We start from the raw sequence: 20,781 nt of genomic DNA on the forward strand, positions 1-20,781 counted from the left end.
ACACCTTGGACCTACGGGAAATTCGCTGGCCCCGGCCCACTAGGCTGTTTCTATGATCGACCTTCGATTCCTGCGGGAGAACCCGGACGTGGTCCGCGCGTCGCAGCGGGCTCGCGGCGAGGACCCGGCCCTGGTGGACGCCCTGCTCGCGGCGGATGTGGCGCGCCGCGCGGCCGTCGCCAATGCCGACGGCCTGCGCGCCGAGCACAAGGCACTCGGCAAGAAGGTCGGCAAGGCATCTCCCGAGGAGCGGCCGGCGCTGCTGGCCCAGGGCCAGGAGTACTCGGCGAAGGTCAAGGAGGCGGAGGCCGCGGAGAACGCCGCCGACGCCGTCCTGGACGCCGCGCAGCGCGCCCTGTCGAATGTGGTGCAGGAGGGTGCGCCCGCCGGCGGCGAGGACGATTACATCGTGCTCGACCACATCGGCACTCCCCGGGAATTCGATTTCCAGCCCAAGGATCACCTGGAGTTGGGTGAATCGCTGGGCATCATCGATATGGAACGCGGCGCGAAAGTATCGGGTGCGCGTTTCTATTTCCTGACCGGTTACGGCGCACTGCTGCAGCTGGGTTTGCTGCAGCTGGCCGCGCAGAAGGCCACCGCGAACGGTTTCACCATGATGATTCCGCCGGTGCTGGTGCGCCCGGAGATCATGGCGGGCACCGGTTTCCTGGGCCAGCATTCGGCCGAGATCTATCACCTCGAAGAGGACGACCTGTATTTGGTCGGCACCTCGGAAGTGCCGCTGGCGGGCTATCACTCGGGCGAGATTCTCGATCTCGCCGAGGGCGCCAAGCGCTATGCGGGCTGGTCGAGCTGTTTCCGTCGCGAGGCGGGCAGCTATGGCAAGGACACCCGCGGCATTATTCGCGTGCATCAGTTCGACAAGGTGGAGATGTTCGTCTACACCCGGCCGGAGGACGCCGATGCCGAGCATCAGCGCCTGCTGGCCTGGGAGCAGGAGATGCTCGCCGCCGTCGAGGTGCCGTATCGCGTGATCGATGTGGCTGCCGGTGATCTGGGCAGCTCGGCCGCGCGCAAATTCGATTGCGAGGCCTGGGTTCCGACCCAGCAGACCTACCGCGAGCTCACCTCGACCTCGAATTGCACGACGTTCCAGGCGCGCCGCCTGAATGTCCGCTACCGGGACGAGAACAACAAACCGCAGACCGCCGCGACGCTGAACGGCACCCTGGCCACCACCCGCTGGATCGTCGCGATTCTGGAGAATCATCAGCAGGCGGACGGCAGCGTCCGCGTGCCCGCCGCCCTGGTGCCGTTCGTGGGTACCGAAGTGCTGAAGCCGATTCGCTAACCGGCCGGAGCGAAGCGGAGGCAAAAATCAACACAGCGTTTAGGCTAGGCAGCGTGCGAGGAATCGGGTCTCGCGGCGATACCCGAACACGGGTGCGGGCGGCATCGGCGCTGGCGACAGCAATGGTCATGGCTCGGACCACCGGGGCGTTCTACGTCATGGGTGGGGTGCTTGGTCTGGTTATCACAGCCGTCGCCCCGGGTGATGAGGGAAATCGGCCGCTCGTCGGCAGTGCTGCTTTTGTTGCGCTTTTGCTCGGTCTCAGTCTGCTGATCTGGGGTCCGCGACTGCCGCATTCGGTCCATCACGTGTATGTGGCGATTGCGACGGTGCTGGTGACCGTTGCGGTGCACTGGTTCCCGAATACGGTCGGCGCGATCAGCCTGGCCGCGTTCTATGTCTTCGTGGCCACCGATGCGGCGATATTCTTCGCCTGGAAATGGCTGGGCGCGCATATAGCTTTCGCGGTGGTGTGCTGCCTGTGGGTGGTGCCTTCGCGCGGGCTGCCGTGGTGGTCGGGCCTGATTCCGGCGGGTATCACGGTCGGAATCGGCATTGTGGTCGGCATTCTCACGCGCATGGCCTCGGACGCGGATATCGATGTGCTGACGGGTCTGCTCAATCGCCGTGGTTTCGATCGGGCGCTGGCCAATGCCATCGGGCATGCCACCCGCACCGGTCAGAGCCTGTCGCTGGTGCTGGTCGACCTGGACCGTTTCCAGAAGATCAATGACCATCTGGGCCATCGCGCGGGTGATGCGGTGCTGCAGCGGGTGGGCGACACCTGGCAGAAATTGCTGACGCCGGAGCAGCGCCTGGCGCGTTACGGCGGTGACGCTTTCGCGGTGCTGCTGCCGAATTCGACCGAGCAGGCGGCGATTCTGCTGACCGAGCAGCTGCGCGCGGCGGTGACCACCGGATGTTCGGCGGGTGTGACCTCCTGGCAGCCGGGCGAATCCGGTTCGCTGCTGGTCAGTCGCGCCGATGTGGGTCTGTACCGGGCCAAGCAGGCCGGTCGCAATCGCACGGTGCTGGAGTCCTCGCGGCAGTTGCCGCTGGCGGTGGAGCTACGCGAGGCCATCGATCAGGGCACCCTGGACGTGCAGTATCAGCCGATCGTGAGCCTCTCCGATGGCGCGACCCGCGCGGTCGGGGTCGAGGCGCTGCTGCGCTGGTCCTCGCACGCACAACCGGATGTGACCACCGAGGGCCTGATCCGGGTGGCCGAGGAATACGACCTCATCTCCGATCTGGACGAGTTGGTACTACGCCGGGCCTGCGCGGACGCGACCCGCCTGCAGGAGACCTTCGCCCAGCTGGATCTGACGCTGAATGTGAATGTGAGCGGCCTGGAATTGGCCGAAACCGAGTACGCGGACCGGGTTTCCGGCATTCTCGCCGATACCGGCTGGCCGGCGAATCAGCTGGTCCTCGAGGTCACCGAGAGCGAGATCGCCGCCGAATCGGAGACCGCCATCGCGAATCTGCACAAGCTCCGCGAGACCGGTGTGCGCATTGCCATCGACGATTTCGGTACCGGCTATTCGTCTTTGAGCCGTTTGGCCACGCTGCCCAGCGACATTCTGAAGGTGGATCAATCCTTCGTGGCCGCCATCCGCTCCGACTCCCCGGCTCCGCCGCTGCTCGGAGTCATTGCGGCACTGAGCAAGTCACTGGATCTGCAGGTGATCGCCGAGGGTGTCGAGACCGAGTACCAGGCGGCGGTGCTGACCGAGCTCGGTTTCGCGCTCGCCCAGGGCTACCACTACAGCGATTCACATCCGGTGTCGGAACTCATCAACGATCTGAACGACCGCCACGGCCTGGTCGGTGCGACGGTCCCCGATCACGAGCCGAACACCAATGGCTGGATTCCGCTCGACAATCCGTTTGACCCAGGCGGTCCCGGCGCGCAGAGTTGACCTATGCGCATGCTGATCTACGCCTGTTGATCCCGGCTCTCCTCCCGAGCTAGTCGCGCCTTCGTCTCGGGCGCGGCCGCCATCCGAGCACGTCATGGTGCCGATCCGGCCAGGCTCGTGCGCCGCGGCCGCCCCGGCGCCGATCCCCTTCGCAGCCTGACCCTGCGTGCGGTGCTGTTCGCCTTCTCCGCGGACCTGATCCCGCTCTATGCCCTCTACGCTCTGCTTTTCGCCGATCACGGCCTCAGCACCGCGCAGATCTCCTCCCTGCTGGCTATCTGGTCGGCCACCTCGTTCGTGCTCGAGGTCCCCTCCGGCGCCTGGGCCGATACGGTTTCCCGCCGCGCCCTGCTGATCGGCTCCGGCGCGCTGCTGGTCGCGGCGTTCTCGTCCTGGACCCTTCTCCCGTCGTATGCCGGTTTCGCCCTGGGCTTCGTGCTCTGGGGCGCCTCCGGTTCGCTCCGCTCGGGCACCTTCGAAGCCCTGCTGTACGACGATCTCGCCGCCCGCTCCGCCACGTCGAGCTATCCCCGTATCACCGGTTACGCGCGGGCCGCCGCGGAATCCGGTGCGCTGGTGGGCATTCTGGCGGCGGCCCCGCTGTACGCCTGGGGCGGCTACGCGCTGATCGGCTGGTCGAGTGTGGCCATCGCCGCACTGCACATGTGCACCGCCGCAGCGCTTCCCGCGGCGCCGAAGACAGTGTCCGCCAGCGACATGGAGGAGCTCGCGGAAGCCTCGCCACCCGATGCCGATGCGCTCCCGCCGGTTTCGGACTCGCCGCTGCCGTGCGGTGAGGGTGAGCCGGCCCCATTCGAACGGGACCCCGCCGACGGGCAGGCGGGTGTGCGGTACCTGCGCATGCTGCGCTCCGGACTGCGAGAGTCCCTGCGGATCCGCATGATTCGCCGAGGTCTGCTGCTCGCCGCCATGTTGAACGGCATTACCGCCTTCGACGAGTACTTCGCGCTGCTGGCAGGCAATGCCGGTGTCGCACCGTCGATTACGCCGCTGCTGGTAGGTCTGACGGTGGCGGGTGGTCTGGCCGGTACCGCCCTGGCAGGGCGTACCGAGAATATGAGTCCGCGTGTGATAGCCGCAGCCCTCCTCCTCGGCGGTGTGCTGTTCATCGGCGGCGCGCTGTTGGCGGGGCTCGCCGCCGGCCACCCGGATGCCGTGTATGTGCTGACAGCCGTGGGCTTTTCAGCGATCGGCGTGGCCTACGGTATCGACTACAACGCCGAGGTGGTGGCCGCCGCCCGGTTGCAGGACGCTATCGAGGGTCCGGCACGTGCGACGGTGACCTCGGTCGGCGGTTTCCTCACCGAGCTCATGGCGTTGGCCGTATTCGGTTTTGTCGGCCTGGCTTCGGTGTGGCTGCCGATCCCGCCGACGGTTGCGCTGCTGGGCGTCCCGCTACTGGTGATCGCCGCCGTGTTCCCGGCCTGGCTGCCGCGTGCCGGTTCAGACGACTGACGGTCGAGTGAGACTCGACCACAGCACCCCGCCCTGCGCGGCGAAACGTCGCGCGAGTTCGCGCCGCGCCTCATCGTCGCCCATCGAATTGTGCACGCAGAAATGACCTTCCGCGACGGTCAGCACCTTCACATTGATCAGGCGGATGGCGGAGAGCGGTCCGCGCACCGCCGCGGGTAGTTCGTCATCCACCAGACCGAGCATGACCACGAGGGCGCCGTTCTCGTCCAGATAGGTATCGGCCGCCTCGCCGGGCAGCCGCGCCTCGTCGAGCTGAATGGTGATGATCCCGTGCCGATCCAGCATATCGGGGACCTGGAAGCCGTACTGCGCCACCAGATTCGAGACTGTCATGACGGTCTGACCCAGCCAGGAGGTAGCGACCGTGAGCGTATCGCTGTCGATATGAATATCGGGCGAGATACCGAACACCTCGAGCTCGTACCCATTCGTCGGCTCCGCATCGTCCCACTCCGTCGGATCGGCGAGCCCGCTACTGGCCACCAGCAGCGCATCCTCCCGCCGGACAATGGCATGCGCCTGCCGCACCGCCGGCCAACTGGGCCCACCCAGAAACGAGGGATTGATCAGATGGGCGATCACATCGACATCGGGCGTCCCCCAGGATTCCCACGCGGAGCTCAGCACCCGGCACGTCTCAGCGGCATACGTCTCGCCGACGATAGATTCGGTCACGTCCCTAACGTAATCCACTCCACCCCAACAACTCCCGTCCCGCCAACCGCCCCTCTCCGCGTATTCCTCCCCCACCTGGGCAGTTGTTCACCAGGAACTGGTGGCGGATTCTTCTCGGCCGATGCCGCCACCAGTTCCTGATGATCTTGAAAGTCTGTTGTGGTTCGGGCTGCGCGGCCCGACGTTGTCGGTCGCTCGGTATGGCAGCGCGTGTCGCGAGGACGAGCGGGGAGAATCTGGCGAATGGTGATGCGGCGGCGAGTGGGGTTGGTGCTGGGGGGTGGTATCGGCGCGGGGGTGGCGGTACAGGCGCGGGTGAACGGGGTGCTGGGGGAGCGGTTGCAGGATGGGGTGGCGGCGGCGGTGATCAGTTTCGGGGTGGGGTTGGTGCTGGTGGGGGTCGGATGCGTGGGCAGTGGGCGGTTGCGGGCGGGGGTCGGCCGGGCGTGGGCGGCGCTGCGGGTGGGGGAGTTGCGGTGGTGGCAGCTGCTGGGCGGGTTGTGCGGGGCGTTCTTTGTTGCCTGCCAGGGACTTACCGTCGCGGCGATCGGGGTTACCGCATTCACGGTGGCGGCGGTGGCGGGCCAGGTGACGAGCAGTCTGGTTGTCGACCGCCTGGGGGTGGGCCCGCGCGGCCGGACGCCGGTGACCCTATTGCGTTCCGTGGGAGCGGGATTGGCGCTGGTCGCGGTGCTCGTATCGGTCATCGGGCGAACCGATGAGGCCGGCGGTCTTTCGGCGCCGGAGGCATTCCGGGGCGTCCCGCACGTATTGCTCGTTCTGCTCCCGCTGATCGCCGGCGCCGGGACGGCGTGGCAGCAGGCGGTGAACGGCCGAGTGGGTGCGGTCGGTGGTCCGCAGTCGGCGACGCTCGCCAATTTTGTGACCGGGTGTGCGGCACTGCTGCTGGTCGAGGCTGCGGTGATCGCCGGGAGTGGTTGGCCCGGCGGGTTTCCCAGCGAGCCCTGGCTGTACCTCGGCGGTGTCATCGGAGTGGTGTTCATCGCGCTGGCTGTCGTGGTGGTGCGCTGGATCGGAGTGCTGCTGCTCGGGCTCACCTCGGTGGCCGGTCAGCTGCTGATGTCGCTGCTGCTCGATGTGGTCGCACCGACCGGGGCGGGAGTTTCCGCGCTGGCGGTGGTCGGCTGTGCGCTCACCTTTGTCGCGGTAGCGGTGGCCGCGCGCACTTGACCGAACGGTCGGTGTGCTTCTCCGTCCCGAACATCTTCGAAAACTGTTCGTGCCATTATGGTTTGGGCCACTCCCGCGCTGTGTCATCGTGCGAATATGACGATCGAATACGGAGTGTGGGGGCTACGGCTGGCGCTCGGTGTGGTGTTCGGGCTGTCGGCGGCGGGGAAGTTCGCCGATCTCGCGGGCACGCGGACGGCGGTGGGGGAGTTCGGGATTCCGCTGCGCTGGGTGCCCGCCATCGCATGGGGCCTGCCGGTGGCGGAGACGGTCGTCGCCGCGGGACTGCTGCCACCGTGGACGGCCGCCCCCGCCGCGCTGGTGGCGGTGCTGCTGCTCCTGATGTTCTCGGGCGCGGTGGCGCGACTGCTGCGACTGGGAAAACATCCGTCGTGTTCGTGCTTCGGCGCGGCGAGTTCGGCACCCATCGGCGTGCGGACGCTGGTGCGCAATGCGGTCCTGCTACTGCTCGCGGTGGCCGTAGTGGCTGGTGCGCTGCGATATTCGCATATCCCCGAGGTCCTGCCGGCCGCTCGCGCTGTCGGAATGGCGGTGGTCGCCGTATTCGCGGCTACGCTGGCATGGCTGTGGAGCGAGGTGCGGGCATTGCGAAGGCGCCTGGATCAGCAGGCGCTGTCGACTCTGGGTGCGGAGGGCTTGCCGGCAGGTGCGGTGGCGCCGGAGTTCGAATTGCTGAATATGTCGGGCGGCCGGACGAACCTGGAATCCCTGCTGTCTTCCGGTCGTGCGCTGCTGCTGGTATTCGTCCACCCCGGCTGTGAGATGTGTGCCGCGCTGGCCCGCGAATTACCGCGCTGGCAGGCGCGTTCGGCGGATGCGCTGACCATCGCGGTGCTGGGCAACGGCGAGGTCGAGCCGCATGCGGTGTGGGCGCGGGAGCAGGGGCTGGGCGATATCCCCATGCTGGTGCAGCAGGGCAATGAGGCGGCGCTGCGGTATCGGGTGCGGGGTACCCCGTCCGGGGTGCTGATCACGGGGGAAGGGAAGATCGCGGCCCCGGTGGCGCGCGGTGCGATGGCGATTCGCGATCTGATCGGCCTGGCGAAACCGACTGGCCCGCACATTGAACCTCGGCGAAACGGTCGATTGGTACCGAATTCGCCATAGATACCCGGGTCGACTCGGCGAGGGCCCCGAGAAACGGTCCGGTCTCTTAATTCGCTTGTTACGCAACCGATTTCGGATGATCGTTCGCTTCGATGCACTTACCATCAAGAGGCAGGTGCTTTTCGTTTCGATCGCTCGGCCGAGAGGAAATGTCATGGCCTACTTCGCATTTACCGATTACTCCGGCAAGGAATTCGTTTTCAAGCTGACCAATGATCAGCGTATTGCCGAGGCTCGCCGGATCCTGTCCGGGGAGGAGACGATGTCGATCCATGTGCTCGGGCGGATCCGGAAGCGGCAGGAAGCCTACAACCCGGGTTGGAGCTTCTCCCTCGATCCGGACACCATCAGCTTCTTCACCATGGCGATCGAGGTGTGCGACTCCAGCATCGAGTACACCGAAGACCATCTCGATGAGGCCTGTGGCGCTTTCCTGCCGGGCTGCATGTGGTGTCCGTGGTCTTCACGTCTCACCCGGGAACTGCAGGACTCGGACGTGCAGGGCTGACCTCCGAGTCACCGCTTCCGGCCGGCACCGGCATCGGTACCGGCCGGAAAGGCAGGTCAGGCGTCGAGTTTCCGCGAGCGCAGCTCATGCCCCTTGGAGGTCTTGCACCGCCCGGATTCCAGATCCCACTGCCACCCGTGCAGATTGCAGGTGAGCGTATTGCCCTCCACCACACCGAATTTCGACAGATCGGCCTTCAGGTGCGGGCAGCGCCGCTGAATTTCCCAGCCGTCGAGTTCCGTCGAGGCCGAATCGTCGTGCGCCTCGGAGAACCAGCCGTCGGCGTACGCGATGCGTTCATCGGTGAGGCATTTGAAGAAGGTGTAGAGGAATTCGTTGTATCCGCCGATGCGCCAGGTGGTGAAGCGCGTCGACAGGAAAATGGTGTTGACCCAGTCGGGCTCGTTATCGCGCAGTACGGTGCGCACCAGCTGCGGGTCGATACGGAATCCGTAGCGCTGCTTGCCTTCTCCCTCGATCGGCGCCCGCACAATGCGTTTGGGGAAGTCCAGCACCACGGTCTCGTCACCCATGACCAGAGCGACCGTATAGCCGATGCCGTCGCAGATGAGGTCGCTCTGCGCCATGATCGGCTCGAACAGCTCCCGCAACTGCGGCAGTAGCGGCCCGTCTCCTGTTGCCCAGGAAGCCTTTTCGGCCGCGAGCACGGGCGCCATACGCTCCGCCATCGCGGCGATATAGGCGGCCTTGTCGCCGTAGACGGTATCCGGATCGACCGGATGCGTCAGCGCCGAGAGTTCCTTACCGCGCAGATCGGCGGTCGAGCCGGGCAGCATGAGCAGCCCGCCCGCATTGCCGTGAATCCGCATCTGCTCGAGGAACACGATCTGATCAGGGAAGATATTGCCTTCGTCACCGCGATCGTCATTGAGATAGCGCAGTTCGTCGTCGAGGAAGACCGGCGGCCCGGCGGACGGCACCACCCAGGTGGCCCCGACCTGTTCGATATAGGACCGGCACCGGTCCATACCGCGCTGCCGCTTCTGCTTGCCGAAGTTGGACTTGGTCTTGGCCGGAATGTCGTAGACCATCGGATACCAGATGGCCCCGGAGTACTGCAGCAGGTGGATGTCCACATGCCCGAACGAATCGTGCAGCACATCCATATCGACGGGCCGGGCGTCGTTCATGTTGAAGCACACGGTCTCACCGTCGGCGATGACGATGCCGGAGTCGCCGATGGGCCCGTCGGCGGGCGCGCGCAGCGCGATGATCATGATGTCGAGCTCGCCGCCCGGACCGGTGATGGTGTGCTTGACCGAATCCTCGGTCTCGAAGAACTTGTGGAAGCCCAGCGCTTCGAGCTCGCGCTTGAGATCCGGCACCGGATAGTCCGGCAGCAGGACGGTGGCGTCCTTATTGACCTTGTCCGCCAAATGCTTCGCGTCGAAGTGATCGCGGTGCAGATGCGATACGTACAGGAAATCGCAGTTGCCGAGGTCGTCCCAATCCAACTGCGTATTGTCCGGGAACGGGAACCAGGACGCGAAATACGCCGGGTTGACCCAGGGATCGCACAGGATCGTCCCCGCTGCGGTTCGAATATGGAATCCGGCGTGTCCGACGCTGGTGATCTGCACGAGCTGCTTCCTCCTCGACCGTTACCAGCCACCCAGCGTACTGGCTACTCCGAGACGTCGCCGATGCAGTAACCCTCGGTGCCGGACTTCAGGGTGAATGTCCGGTTTTGCGTGTTTCCGGCACGGTCGGTGACGGATGCGGTGACGCTGATATAGCCGTCACGGAGTGATTCGGACTTCATCGAATCCTCCGCGAAGGACTTCAGGCGGGGGAGACCGGCCTGATTCACCGCGAGCGGCGGGGCGGTGAGGGTGCCGGTGCCGTCCGGATCCCAGGTGCGCGGGGTCGCGCCGCAGACCAGCGGGTATCCGCTGTCCTGATCGGCCGGATCCGGAATCCCGGTCAGCCGCGACAGATAGCGCCGCACCGTGCTGACGGCAGCGACGGATTCGGGGTCGGGCGTGGCGGCGGCGGAGGTGGTCGGCGGCACGGGGGCGACGGTCACCGTGGTGGTCGCCGCAGTGGTCGTCACCGCGGGTTTGTCGGATTTCGTGCTGTAATCGGTGCCCTCGATACCGACATTCGAATCGCAACCGGCGCCGAGGCAGGCGATCGCCACCGCGGCACTTCCGATCAGTCCTCTGCGGAGCGTTTCACGCAGTCCTGTTCGGGTGTTTTCCACTCGGACGAACCTCTTTCGTGTCTTCGGGTGTTGCCTGGGTCACTGGTGCTCGCCGGCGTTGCGACTACGCTAGCGGAATTGTGGAACCCGTCTACTTCCCGATCATCGGGCTGGCTCGCACCGTCTTCGCGCTGCAGGGTCTGAAGTTCACTGTCACTGGCGACGAAAATATCCCGGCGAACGGTGGTGCGGTCATCGCGATCAACCACACCGGGTACATGGACTTCACGTATGCGGGCCTGCCTGCGCGTACGACGAAGCGCTATGTCCGTTTCATGGCGAAGAAGGAGGTTTTCGACAATGCTGTCTCGGGCCCGGTCATGCGGGCGCTCAAGCACATTCCGGTCGATCGTGCCGCCGGAGCGGACTCGTACCACGAGGCCGTGAATCGGCTGCGCGCCGGCGAGCTGGTCGGCGTCTACCCCGAGGCCACCATCAGCCGCAGTTTCGAGTTGAAGGAATTCAAGTCGGGCGCGGCACGCATGGCGATCGAGGCGAATGTCCCGATCATCCCGATGGTCATCTGGGGTGCGCAGCGGGTGTGGACCAAGGGCTATCCGAAGCGCCTGGGTCGCACCAATACTCCGATCTCCATCGAGGTCGGCGCGCCCATCCCGCCGTCGGAGCCGGCCTCCGCCCTTACGGAGCGGCTGCACGCCAGCATGTCGGCGATGCTGCTGAACGTGCAGAAGGACTATGTGCACGAACAGGGCGCGTACTGGGTCCCCGCCCGGCTGGGCGGCAGCGCGCCGACCCTCGAGGAGGCGAATGCCCTCGACCTTGCCGAGGCCGAGGAGAAGGCCGCCCGTCGCGCGCAGAGCAGCGAATAGCACGCGGTAATAGTTCGAACTGAAAGAGGTGGCGGCGCGCGGGTCCGGACGATCCGTTGCGCTGCCACCTCTTTCAGTGGAACGCGGCTCCTTCCCGCCCTTGATGAGGAGGGTGAAGATCGGGAGGAGCCGCGGGCTTCCGGGTTATTCGACCGCGACCGCCGCCTTGCTGGTCATGGCCTCCGCGGCCGTGACCGCGTCCGCCGGTTCGGTTTTGGCGGCCGGCATGCTGACATGGTCCAGCACATAGGCGGTTTCGCTGTGCACGGCCAGGTCCAGGCCCATGGCCTCGCTCTCCGCATCGGCCCGGATGCCGCCGAAGCGCTCCATGACCTTGGCGATGCCGAGCGTCACCACGAAGGTGTAGGCGAGCACCGCGAGCACGGCGACCGTCTGCCGCCACAGCTGATCCAGTCCGCCGCCGTAGAACAGTCCGGCCACGGCATTGGGCGCCGAGCCGTCGGCCAGCAGCCCGATGAGCAGGGTGCCGATAATGCCGCCGGTCAGGTGGATGCCGACCACATCGAGCGAATCATCCAGTCCGAAGCGGTATTTCAGCGAGACGGCGAAGCAGCACGCCACACCGCAGACCGCGCCGACGATGAGCGCGCCCATGGGCGAGACCGCACCGCAGGCGGGGGTGATGCCGACCAGCGCCGCGATCAGGCCGGACGCGCCGCCGAGTGAGGTGGCATGCCCCTCCTTGAACTTCTCCACGACCAGCCAGCCGCAGATGCCCGCGCAGGAGGCGGCGAGGGTATTGAGCACCACCACGGATGCGGGGTTGCCCGAGGACAGTGCCGAGCCGCCGTTGAAGCCGAACCAGCCGCAGAACAGAATGCCCGCACCCAGCATGGTCAGTGGAATGCTGTGCGGCCGCGGCGAATTCGGGAACACCTTGCGCTTGCCGAGTACCAGCGCCAGTGCGAGCCCGGCGATGCCGGCATTGATGTGCACCGCCGTACCGCCGGCGAAGTCGATGGCCTTGAGCTTATTGGCGATCCAGCCGCCGTGTACCGAGCCGTCCTTGCTGTCGAAGGCGAAAACCCAGTGTGCCACCGGGAAATACACCAGCAGCGCCCAGATCCCGGCGAAGGTCATCCAGGAGCCGAACTTCATGCGGTCGGCCACCGCGCCCGCGATCAGCGCGACGGTCAGTGCGGCGAACAGCAATTGGAAGGCCGAGAAGATGGCCGGTGGTAGGCCGGGGGTGGCGGGTGCGTCGAGGAGTTTCGACGATCCGAAGTATTCCAGCGGATCACCCAGCAGGCCGAGGCCGCCGAGCGAGTTTCCGAAGGAGGCCGAGTAGCCGACGATGATCCACAGCACGCCCACTACCGCGAGCGCGCCGAAGACCATCATGGCCATGTTCAGTGTGTTCTTGACGCTGACCATGCCGCCGTAGAACAGCGCCAGTCCCGCCACCATGATCGACACGAGGGCGAAGGCGGCGAGCATCCACGCGGTGTCTGCCGCGGCTACTGCTTGTTCCATGTTTCACCTGACTTAGAAACGGATTCCATACCAACGGATGTCCTGAGGGGAATCACCGTTGCATGGGAGTAGACCATCGTGGATGTTGCGCCGTGGTACGTGACTGTGAAAGCTGCGTAAACCGAAGTGCTTCAGCGCGCCCCGTATGGTTTCATGACAATCAACAGTGATTCACTGTAGAAGACATGAGAGTTTCGAGCCGAGGGATGCCATATGACCGACACCGCCGAGTTCCTGATCATCGGAGGCGGCCTGGAAGGGCTCGCCATCGCCTGGTCCCTGGCCGAGCGCGGTGCCACCGATATCGTGCTGCTGGAACGGAATTCGCTCTGCTCGGGCATGACCGGCAAGTCCAGCGGCGTGGTCCGCTGCCACTACGGCGCACCCTCGCTGGCGGCCATGTCGTGGTGGTCGGTGCCGTTCTTCGAGAACGCGACCGAGATCCTCGGGGACGATCTGGGTTTCCGGCAGTGCGGGTACGCGGTCGGCGTCGGCGCGGACAATCTGGATCCGCTGAAGGCGAATGTGGCCATGCAGCAGGCGCTGGGCATCGAGGTGGATCTGCTCGCCCACGACGATATGGCCGCGCTGTGGCCCGGTTTGCGGGTCGACGATTTCGCCGCCTTCGCCTACGAACCCCGTGGTGGGCGGGGTGAGGCGTACCTGACCGGCATGGCGTTCGCCGCGGCGGCACGCGCACTGGGTGTGCGGATTCGCCAGCAGACACCCGTGGTCGAGCTGCTCACCGCGGCGGGCCGCGCTGGTGATTCCGCGGCGGGCAGCGCTGGTGATTCCGCGCCGGGCCGTGTGATCGGCGCGAAACTGGCCGACGGCACCGAGGTGCACGCGGGAACCGTGGTGCTGGCCGCCGGTCCGTGGACCCCCGCACTCGCCGCGACCGCCGGTGTGGACGTCCCCGTGAAAGCCCAGCGCGCCCAGCTGCTCATGATCGATCAGGGCGAACCGCTCCCGCAGGTCCCGGTGCTCTCCGATCTGGTGAGCCTGCAATACCTGTGCCGGGAGCCCAATGGTGAACTGCTGGCGGGCAATAGCGATCACGCCGTCCCCGAGTACCTCGATCCGGACGATTTCGTGAATCGCGCCGACGACTCCACCGTCGAAAAGGTGGTCGGCAGACTGGAACACCGACTCCCGCAGATGCCGGATCCGCGCATTACCGGCAGTTATGTCGGCGCGTACGACGTCACACCCGACTACAACCCGATCATCGGCCCCGCGCCGGCGCCGGGTCTGTTCCTGGCCACCGGATTCTCCGGCCACGGCTTCAAGATCTCCCCGGCGGTCGGCCGCCTGGTCGCGGATCTGCTGCTGCACAACGGAACCGAGCTCCCGAATGTCGAGGCCGCCGACTTCCGCTACGAGCGTTTCGCCGAAGGCCGCCCCCTGCTGAGTCCGCACCCCTATGTGGGCGCGGGCGAAATGCGCTGAACCTCAACCTCATCCGAACCCTGCTGCTTCAGGAGCCGATATGGCGACAGATACCACCGCCACCGTCACGCCGATCACCACCCACCGCACCCTGTCCGAACAGGCGCGTGCCACCGGTACCACCTTCATCCTGGCCGTCTTCACCACGCTGTCCGGCAAGCCGTGCGCGAAACTCGTTCCGGTACAGGCGGTCGGCCAGCTCGAGGCGGACGGTGTCGGCTTCGCCGGCTATGCGGCCGGCATGATGGGCCAGCAGCCGCGCGATTCGGATCTGGTCGCGATTCCGGACGCGTCCACCTTCATTCCGATTCCCTTCGTGCGCCCCGGCCTGGCCATGGTGCACTGCACGCCGCATGTGGAGGGCAAGCCGTGGCCGTTCGCGCCGCGGGTCATCCTGCAGCGCACCCTCGCTCGCGCCGCTGAACTCGGATACACCGTGAAGGTCGGCGCCGAGATCGAATACTTCCTGGTGGACAAGGGGCCGAACGGCCTGATCCCCGCCGATACCGCCGATGTCAGCCTGCAACCGTGTTACGACGCCCGCGATGTGACGCGCATGTACGACCATCTGGCCGAGGTGTCGGAGGCCATGAACACGCTCGGCTGGGGCAATTACGCCAGCGATCACGAGGATGGCAACGGGCAGTTCGAGCAGAATTTCGACTACGCCGAAGCCATGATCACGGCGGACCGGGTGATCACCGCCCGCTATCTGCTCTCGGTGATCGCCGAAAAGCGCGGTATGAAGGCGACTTTCATGCCGAAGCCGTTCACCGACCGCACCGGTACGGGCATGCACATGCACCTGTCGCTGTGGTCGGGCGATCATCCGCTCTTTCCGGATGCCGACGATCCGCGTGGGCTCGGATTGTCCTCCACCGCATACAGTTTCCTCGCGGGCATGCTCGATCACGCCTGCGCCCTGCAGGGGGTGATCGCCCCGACGGTCAACTCCTACAAGCGAACCGGCGCGACGAGCACCACCAGCGGCGCGACCTGGTCCCCGCGCTACGCCACCTACGGCGGCAATGACCGCACCCACTACCTGCGCGTACCCGATCAGCACCGGGTGGAACTGCGCGGCGCGGACGGCTCCGCCAACCCGTACCTGGCCATGGCGGCCTCCATCGCCGCCGGACTCGACGGCATAGACCGCGAACTCGACCCCGGCACACCTGGCGAGCAACGCGGCGACATGCTGCCGATGACCCTCATCCACGCCATGGACGCCATGGAATCGGACCCGGTGGTCACCGCCGCCCTCGATGTGGCCGGCCCCGGCGTCGCCGCCTACTTCGCCGAACGCAAGCGCGAAGAGTTCTTCACCTGGCACAACACGGTTTCCGACTGGGAGATCGACCAGTACCTCACGGCCTTCTGACCGGCCCTCGACCTCGAAAGGAAGGTGATCATCGATGTGCGGAATCGTCGGCCTGCACCTGCGCGACCCCGCTCTCTATCCACAGCTGGGCGCACTGCTCACCGGCATGCTGGACCAAATGTGTGACCGCGGACCGGATTCGGCCGGTATGGCCGTCTACGGCGACCCGGTGTGGTCGCCCGCCGGCACGGTCACGGTGTCCCTGCTCGACAGCCCCTTGCCCGCACCTGAGCTCGCCGAACAGCTCACTGCCGCAATGGGTCTGCCGGTGACCGCCCTGGATCTGGCTCCGACGATCGTGCTGCACGCCGAGATCCCGGAGAGTGATTCCGAGGCTCTGGTGCAGGCGGTCCGAACCGTCGCCCCGACCGCCCGCGTCATCGGATTCGGCCCAGGCCTCGCGGTCCTCAAAGGCATCGGCAATCCCACCGCGCTGGCGAACGGCTTCGGCCTCCCGCAGGCGCAGGGCTGGCAGGGTGTCGCGCATACCCGCATGGCCACCGAATCCGCCGTCACCGCCGAGGGTTCCCATCCGTTCTCGGTCGGCCCCGGACAGTGCCTGGTGCACAACGGTTCCTTCAGCAATCACATGAGCATCAAGCACGAATTGCAGCGCGCCGGAGTCGAATTCGACAGCGAGAACGATACCGAGGTGGGTGCGCGCTTCGTCGCGCAGCAGCTCGCGCAGGGTGCTGACCTGGAGAAGGCGCTGCTACTGCTCAATGAGGTCTTCGACGGCTTCTACACCCTGCTCGTGTCCACCAGCGATTCTTTCGCGGTGGTCCGCGATGCCATCGCCTGTAAGCCCGCCATCATCGCGGAAACCGATCGCTGGGTGGCCATGGCGTCGGAGTACCGCGCCCTCGCCGATCTCCCCGGCGTGGAACAGGCCCGAATCTTCGAACCCGAACCGGAAGAGGTGTACGTATGGCGGCGATCGTGAGTGAGCGCACCGTGCTCGATGTGGCCGAGTCCGGCACCCGCGCAGTGAATTCCGCGCTCGCGGCGGCGGATGTCCCGGCGGCGGTGACGCTGGCGAACCCGCGCGGCGCGCATGCCCTGGCCTGCGGATTGGACCGCGATATCGAGGTCACCGTCGAGGGTCATGTCGGGTACTACTGCGCCGGAATGAATCAGCACGCCACCGTGACCATCGATGGCAGCGCCGGTGTGGGTGTCGCGGAGAACATGATGTCCGGCACGGTCCGGGTGCGCGGCGATGCGTCGCAGTCCGCGGGCGCCACCGCGCACGGCGGACTGCTCGTCATCGAGGGCAATGCCGGTGCGCGCTGCGGTATTTCGATGAAGGGCGTGGATATCGTCGTCGGCGGCAGTATCGGTCATATGAGCGCCTTCATGGGCCAGGCCGGTCGCCTGGTCGTCCTCGGCAATGCCGGTGAGGCCCTGGGCGATTCCCTCTACGAGGCCCGAATCTACGTGCGCGGCACCGTCGCCTCCCTCGGCGCGGACTGCGTCCGCAAACCCATGCGCCCCGAACACCTCGCCGAACTCCGCGACCTGCTCACCACCGCCGGCTTCGACGCCGATCCGGCCGAGTTCACCCGCTACGGCTCTGCCCGCCAGCTCTATCACTTCCACGTAGACAACACCGCCGCCTACTGACCACCCCGCCCAGCCCCCAGAACATCCCGCATCCGCCCACCCCGCGCCCCACCGAACAGCCCGCACCCAGCCGAACAGCACGTATCAGCTCGGAACAGCGTCTATGTGGGCTGTTCGATTCAGGCAGAGGCTGTGCGTTCCCGGCCGCTTTTCTGTGGCGGCGGCGCCCCTCCGAACTTCTCGACAGGAGTCCGAATCCATGACTCGCCCGAATCCCGCGCTCCGCGAATCCGCGACGTTCGATCGTCGCGCCATTGCCGAGATCCAGCGCGCTGCTGATACCGGTATCTACGATATTCGCGGCTGGGGTGCGAAACGCCCACTACCGCACTTCGATGATCTGCTGTTCCTGGGCGCGTCCATGTCGCGCTATCCGCTCGAGGGGTATCGGGAACGCTGCGACACCGATGTGGTGCTCGGCGACCGGCATGCGAAACATCCACTGCACCTGGATATTCCGATCACCATCGCGGGTATGAGCTTCGGCGCGCTGTCGGGCCAGGCGAAGGAGGCGCTCGGCCGGGGCGCGAGCCTGGCCGGAACATCCACCACCACCGGTGACGGCGGTATGACCACCGAGGAGCGCGGGCAGTCCAAACATCTGGTGTACCAGTATCTTCCGTCCCGATACGGCATGAACCCCGATGACCTGCGCAAGGCCGATGCCATCGAGATCGTGCTCGGCCAGGGCGCGAAGCCGGGCGGCGGCGGCATGCTGCTGGGGCAGAAGATCAGCGCGCGGGTGGCCGGAATGCGCACGCTGCCCGAGGGTATCGATCAGCGCAGCGCCTGCCGCCATCCCGACTGGACCGGTCCGGACGATCTGGCCATCAAGATTCTCGAACTGCGGGAGATCACCCAGTGGGAGAAGCCGATCTACATCAAGATCGGCGCGACCCGCACCTACTACGACGTCAAGCTCGCGGTGAAGGCGGGCGCGGATGTGGTCGTGGTCGACGGCATGCAGGGTGGAACCGCCGCCACCCAGGACGTTTTCATCGAAAACGTCGGCATCCCCACCCTGGCCGCTATCCCCCAGGCCGTTCAGGCGTTGCAGGAGTTGGGTGTGCACCGCAAGGTCCAGCTCATCATCTCCGGCGGCATTCGCACCGGCGCCGATGTCGCCAAGGCCATGGCCCTCGGCGCGGACGCCGTCGCCATCGGCACCGCGGCCCTGATTGCCCTGGGCGACAACAGCCCCCGCTTCGCCGCGCAATACGAGGCGCTCGGCTCCGCCCCCGGCTTCTACGACGATTTCCAAGACGGCCGCGACCCAGCCGGCATCTCCACCCAGGACCCCGAACTCGCCAAAAACCTCGACCCCGTCGAAGGCGGCCGCCGCCTCGCCAACTACCTCCGAGTCCTCACCATGGAGGCCCAAACCCTCGCCCGAGCCTGCGGCAAATCCCACCTCCACAACCTCGAACCCGAAGACCTCGTAGCCCTCACCGTCGAAGCCGCCGCCATGGCCCGCGTCCCCCTGGCCGGCACCACCTGGATCCCCGGAGCGCTCGCATGACCCTGCCCGATACAACCATCTCCGCGGCGGTATTCGATCCGCTGTGGGAGGAGATTCTCGTGGTGGGGCGGGATGGCGGCACCGGGGGGTATCGGCGTTATGCCTGGTCGGATGCGGATCTCACACTGCGCGAATGGTTTCGGGGGTGCGCGGGTGCGCGGTCGATGGATGTGGAGGAGGACCGGAACGGGAATCTCTGGGCGTGGTGGTTGCCGCGTGATTGGGTGGGTGATCCGAAGGGGGCCTTTGTCACCGGCTCACACCTGGATTCGGTGCCGGACGGCGGAGCATTCGATGGTCCGCTGGGGATAGTCTCGGCGTTCGCGGCGGTGGATTTGCTCCGGGCGCGGGGTATCGAACCGTCGATTCCCATTGCGGTGGTGGCCTTCTCGGATGAGGAGGGCGCGCGATTCGGGGTGGCCTGCATCGGTTCGCAGTTGGCGACCGGTGCGCTGGCCCCGGAACGTGCGCTGGGTCTGCGCGATATCGACGGAATCACCCTGGCAGAGGCCCTGACTCGTGCGGGCCGCCGCCCGGATCAGCTCGGCGTGGATACCACCCTTACCGAGCGTGTCGGCGTCTTCATCGAGCTGCATATCGAGCAGGGTCGCGCCCTCGACCTGGTCGACAGCCCGCTGGCGCTCGCCTCGTCGATATGGCCGCACGGTCGCTGGGAATTCGATTTCACCGGCGAGGCCAATCACGCCGGCGCGACTCGCCTGGTCGACCGCCACGACCCCATGCTGGCCTTCGCCTCCACCGTGCACACGGCGCGCGCGGAGGCGGTAGCCCGTTCGGCCGTAGCGACTTTCGGCAAGGTGCTGGTCTCACCGAACGGCACCAATGCGATTCCTTCGCGGGTCCGCGCCTGGCTGGATGCGCGCGCCGCCGACCAATCGACCTTGGAGCTGATGGTCTCGCGCATCACCGCCGCCGCCCGTGGTCACGCCACCATCGGCGGTATCGATCTACAGGTGGTGGCCGAATCCATCACTCCCATAGTCGAATTCCCGCCCGGGCCGCGACAGCGCCTCGCGCGGACCCTCGCCCATCTCGGCGATATCCCCGTAATCCCCACGGCCGCAGGTCATGACGCGGGCATCCTCTCCGACAGCGTGCCCACCGCCATGCTCTTCGTCCGCAATCCGACCGGCGTCTCGCATTCCCCCGCCGAGCACGCCGATCCGGTGGATTGCCATGTGGGCGCGGCGGCTCTGGCGGATGTCATGGCGGCGTGGGTTGCGGCAGAACCGGCCTGAGCGGTCAAAGATCGACCCGCGCCGGCATTTATTGACTATCTGCCCCGATTTTTGACCGCTCAGGCCGGGCGGCTACTCCTCGCTGTGATTGTCGGGGTACGCGGTGATAGCCAGGAATCGAATCGGCAGCCGCACGAGATCATTCGGCCCGTGCGGCCCTTCACCGTCCAGCAGCAGCGCATCACCCGGCCGGAGCGTGTACTCGGAATCGCCGTGCCCGTAGACCATGACGCCCTCGAGCATGTAGAGCAGTTCGGTCCCCGCATGCTGGAACAGCGGAAATGTCTCACTGGCCTCGGTGAGCGTGACGAGCACCGGCTCCAGCCGCTTGTGCTGTCCCCGCAGTGCGCCGAGCAATTCGTAATGATGCCCCACCCGCGTACCGCGCCCGACGATCCGCGCACCGTTCCCGGCGGGGGTGAACACGGCTTCTCGCGCGGTATCCGCCCCCCGGAACAGTGAGGTCACCGGCACATCCAACCCCGAAGCCAGCCGCGCCAAAGTCGAGAGGCTGCACGAGGTCTGCGCATTCTCGATCTTCGAGAGCATGGCCTTGGATATCCCCACCTTGGCCGCCATATCCCCCACCGACAACCCACTGGCCAGCCGCAGCGCCCGCACCTGTTTCCCGATGATCCGCTCGAGATCCACCCCCGTAGGCGTATCAGCGGAAATCTCCCGCTGTACCGGGGCGGGATCTCCGTTGTCACGGTGTTCAACGCGGCCTGTCATACGCCGATCCTATCCCGAGTTTCCTACCAGTTGA

The 20,781-nt window shown here is 66.2% G+C and carries 18 protein-coding genes; 13 read left to right on the plus strand and 5 right to left on the minus strand.

The genetic code is table 11. From position 1 onward, the window contains the following. Positions 1–52: 52 nt before the first annotated feature. The 3 genes from serS (at position 53) to ABZX86_RS20095 (ending at position 4,713) form a co-directional block, all read left to right on the plus strand. Entirely contained in the window at positions 53–1,315 is a 1,263-nt protein-coding gene (gene serS, locus ABZX86_RS20085) for a serine--tRNA ligase (protein ID WP_355125464.1), read from the plus strand. Between the two features lie 53 nt (positions 1,316–1,368). Then, on the plus strand, positions 1,369–3,237 hold the full coding sequence (locus ABZX86_RS20090; protein ID WP_355125466.1) for a bifunctional diguanylate cyclase/phosphodiesterase: 1,869 nt from the start codon (positions 1,369–1,371) through the stop codon (positions 3,235–3,237). Between the two features lie 117 nt (positions 3,238–3,354). Then, positions 3,355–4,713, plus strand: coding sequence for an MFS transporter (locus tag ABZX86_RS20095; RefSeq protein WP_355125468.1), 1,359 nt, complete (start codon positions 3,355–3,357; stop codon positions 4,711–4,713). Here the strand turns inward: ABZX86_RS20095 and ABZX86_RS20100 are convergent. Further along, the gene (locus ABZX86_RS20100) at positions 4,702–5,409 is read right to left on the minus strand and encodes a hypothetical protein (protein WP_355125470.1); all 708 of its coding nucleotides are present in this window, start codon (positions 5,407–5,409) and stop codon (positions 4,702–4,704) included. The two genes, ABZX86_RS20095 and ABZX86_RS20100, sit on opposite strands and share 12 nt — an antisense overlap. Positions 5,410–5,652: 243 nt before the next feature. Here ABZX86_RS20100 and ABZX86_RS20105 point away from each other — a divergent pair, with 243 nt between their 5' ends. The 3 genes from ABZX86_RS20105 (at position 5,653) to ABZX86_RS20115 (ending at position 8,236) form a co-directional block, all read left to right on the plus strand. Beyond that, the gene (locus tag ABZX86_RS20105; RefSeq protein WP_355125472.1) at positions 5,653–6,600 is read left to right on the plus strand and encodes a DMT family transporter; all 948 of its coding nucleotides are present in this window, start codon (positions 5,653–5,655) and stop codon (positions 6,598–6,600) included. A gap of 96 nt (positions 6,601–6,696) precedes the next feature. Further along, positions 6,697–7,728, plus strand: a complete 1,032-nt coding sequence (locus ABZX86_RS20110; RefSeq protein WP_355125474.1) for a MauE/DoxX family redox-associated membrane protein — start codon at positions 6,697–6,699, stop codon at positions 7,726–7,728. A gap of 154 nt (positions 7,729–7,882) precedes the next feature. Continuing rightward, entirely contained in the window at positions 7,883–8,236 is a 354-nt protein-coding gene (locus ABZX86_RS20115) for a calmodulin (RefSeq protein WP_327143051.1), read from the plus strand. Positions 8,237–8,292: 56 nt separating this feature from the next. Here the strand turns inward: ABZX86_RS20115 and ABZX86_RS20120 are convergent, their stop codons facing one another. Both ABZX86_RS20120 and ABZX86_RS20125 read right to left on the minus strand, forming a co-directional pair. Then, positions 8,293–9,837 (minus strand): Rieske 2Fe-2S domain-containing protein, encoded by a 1,545-nt coding sequence (locus tag ABZX86_RS20120; RefSeq protein ID WP_355125476.1) that lies wholly within the window; start codon positions 9,835–9,837, stop codon positions 8,293–8,295. A gap of 44 nt (positions 9,838–9,881) precedes the next feature. Then, entirely contained in the window at positions 9,882–10,460 is a 579-nt protein-coding gene (locus ABZX86_RS20125; RefSeq protein ID WP_355125478.1) for a hypothetical protein, read from the minus strand. An 80-nt stretch (positions 10,461–10,540) separates the two neighbouring features. Between ABZX86_RS20125 and ABZX86_RS20130 the strand changes: the two genes are divergently transcribed. After that, the gene (locus ABZX86_RS20130) at positions 10,541–11,290 is read left to right on the plus strand and encodes a lysophospholipid acyltransferase family protein (RefSeq protein ID WP_355125479.1); all 750 of its coding nucleotides are present in this window, start codon (positions 10,541–10,543) and stop codon (positions 11,288–11,290) included. A 144-nt stretch (positions 11,291–11,434) separates the two neighbouring features. Here ABZX86_RS20130 and ABZX86_RS20135 read toward each other — a convergent pair whose 3' ends face one another. Next, positions 11,435–12,784: an ammonium transporter gene (locus ABZX86_RS20135; protein ID WP_355125481.1), complete on the minus strand. Its 1,350-nt coding sequence runs from the start codon at positions 12,782–12,784 to the stop codon at positions 11,435–11,437. Positions 12,785–12,997: 213 nt separating this feature from the next. Here ABZX86_RS20135 and ABZX86_RS20140 point away from each other — a divergent pair, with 213 nt between their 5' ends. The 6 genes from ABZX86_RS20140 to ABZX86_RS20165 all read left to right on the plus strand — a co-directional run bounded on the left by ABZX86_RS20140 (position 12,998) and on the right by ABZX86_RS20165 (position 20,015). Next, a complete protein-coding gene (locus ABZX86_RS20140) occupies positions 12,998–14,233 on the plus strand; it encodes an FAD-binding oxidoreductase (RefSeq protein WP_355125483.1) in 1,236 nt (411 codons plus the stop codon). Between the two features lie 40 nt (positions 14,234–14,273). Then, positions 14,274–15,614, plus strand: coding sequence for a type III glutamate--ammonia ligase (gene glnT, locus ABZX86_RS20145; RefSeq protein ID WP_355125485.1), 1,341 nt, complete (start codon positions 14,274–14,276; stop codon positions 15,612–15,614). A gap of 34 nt (positions 15,615–15,648) precedes the next feature. Next, a complete protein-coding gene (locus ABZX86_RS20150; protein ID WP_355125487.1) occupies positions 15,649–16,557 on the plus strand; it encodes a glutamine amidotransferase family protein in 909 nt (302 codons plus the stop codon). Then, on the plus strand, positions 16,542–17,237 hold the full coding sequence (locus tag ABZX86_RS20155) for a protein glxC (RefSeq protein WP_355125489.1): 696 nt from the start codon (positions 16,542–16,544) through the stop codon (positions 17,235–17,237). Before ABZX86_RS20150 ends, ABZX86_RS20155 begins: the two co-directional genes overlap by 16 nt. Before the next feature lie 199 nt (positions 17,238–17,436). Beyond that, the gene (locus ABZX86_RS20160; protein WP_355125491.1) at positions 17,437–18,756 is read left to right on the plus strand and encodes an FMN-binding glutamate synthase family protein; all 1,320 of its coding nucleotides are present in this window, start codon (positions 17,437–17,439) and stop codon (positions 18,754–18,756) included. Continuing rightward, a complete protein-coding gene (locus tag ABZX86_RS20165) occupies positions 18,753–20,015 on the plus strand; it encodes an allantoate amidohydrolase (RefSeq protein ID WP_355125493.1) in 1,263 nt (420 codons plus the stop codon). Before ABZX86_RS20160 ends, ABZX86_RS20165 begins: the two co-directional genes overlap by 4 nt. Before the next feature lie 72 nt (positions 20,016–20,087). Here the strand turns inward: ABZX86_RS20165 and ABZX86_RS20170 are convergent, their stop codons facing one another. Continuing rightward, positions 20,088–20,747: an XRE family transcriptional regulator gene (locus ABZX86_RS20170; protein WP_327143061.1), complete on the minus strand. Its 660-nt coding sequence runs from the start codon at positions 20,745–20,747 to the stop codon at positions 20,088–20,090. Positions 20,748–20,781 lie beyond the last annotated feature (34 nt).

Origin of the sequence: Nocardia sp. NPDC006630, assembly GCF_040611495.1 — a bacterium.
In the GTDB taxonomy this organism is placed as follows: Bacteria; Actinomycetota; Actinomycetes; order Mycobacteriales; family Mycobacteriaceae; genus Nocardia.

What these genes read in the sequence shown, in the direction of transcription:
- serS (WP_355125464.1), top strand. Translation starts at nt 53, where the DNA reads ATGATCGACCTTCGATTCCTGCGGGAGAACCCGGACGTGGTCCGCGCG.
- ABZX86_RS20105 (WP_355125472.1), top strand. Translation starts at nt 5,653, where the DNA reads ATGGTGATGCGGCGGCGAGTGGGGTTGGTGCTGGGGGGTGGTATCGGC.
- ABZX86_RS20110 (WP_355125474.1), top strand. Translation starts at nt 6,697, where the DNA reads ATGACGATCGAATACGGAGTGTGGGGGCTACGGCTGGCGCTCGGTGTG.
- ABZX86_RS20115 (WP_327143051.1), top strand. Translation starts at nt 7,883, where the DNA reads ATGGCCTACTTCGCATTTACCGATTACTCCGGCAAGGAATTCGTTTTC.
- ABZX86_RS20135 (WP_355125481.1), bottom strand. Translation starts at nt 12,784, where the DNA reads ATGGAACAAGCAGTAGCCGCGGCAGACACCGCGTGGATGCTCGCCGCC.
- ABZX86_RS20140 (WP_355125483.1), top strand. Translation starts at nt 12,998, where the DNA reads ATGACCGACACCGCCGAGTTCCTGATCATCGGAGGCGGCCTGGAAGGG.
- glnT (WP_355125485.1), top strand. Translation starts at nt 14,274, where the DNA reads ATGGCGACAGATACCACCGCCACCGTCACGCCGATCACCACCCACCGC.
- ABZX86_RS20150 (WP_355125487.1), top strand. Translation starts at nt 15,649, where the DNA reads ATGTGCGGAATCGTCGGCCTGCACCTGCGCGACCCCGCTCTCTATCCA.
- ABZX86_RS20155 (WP_355125489.1), top strand. Translation starts at nt 16,542, where the DNA reads ATGGCGGCGATCGTGAGTGAGCGCACCGTGCTCGATGTGGCCGAGTCC.
- ABZX86_RS20160 (WP_355125491.1), top strand. Translation starts at nt 17,437, where the DNA reads ATGACTCGCCCGAATCCCGCGCTCCGCGAATCCGCGACGTTCGATCGT.
- ABZX86_RS20165 (WP_355125493.1), top strand. Translation starts at nt 18,753, where the DNA reads ATGACCCTGCCCGATACAACCATCTCCGCGGCGGTATTCGATCCGCTG.
- ABZX86_RS20170 (WP_327143061.1), bottom strand. Translation starts at nt 20,747, where the DNA reads ATGACAGGCCGCGTTGAACACCGTGACAACGGAGATCCCGCCCCGGTA.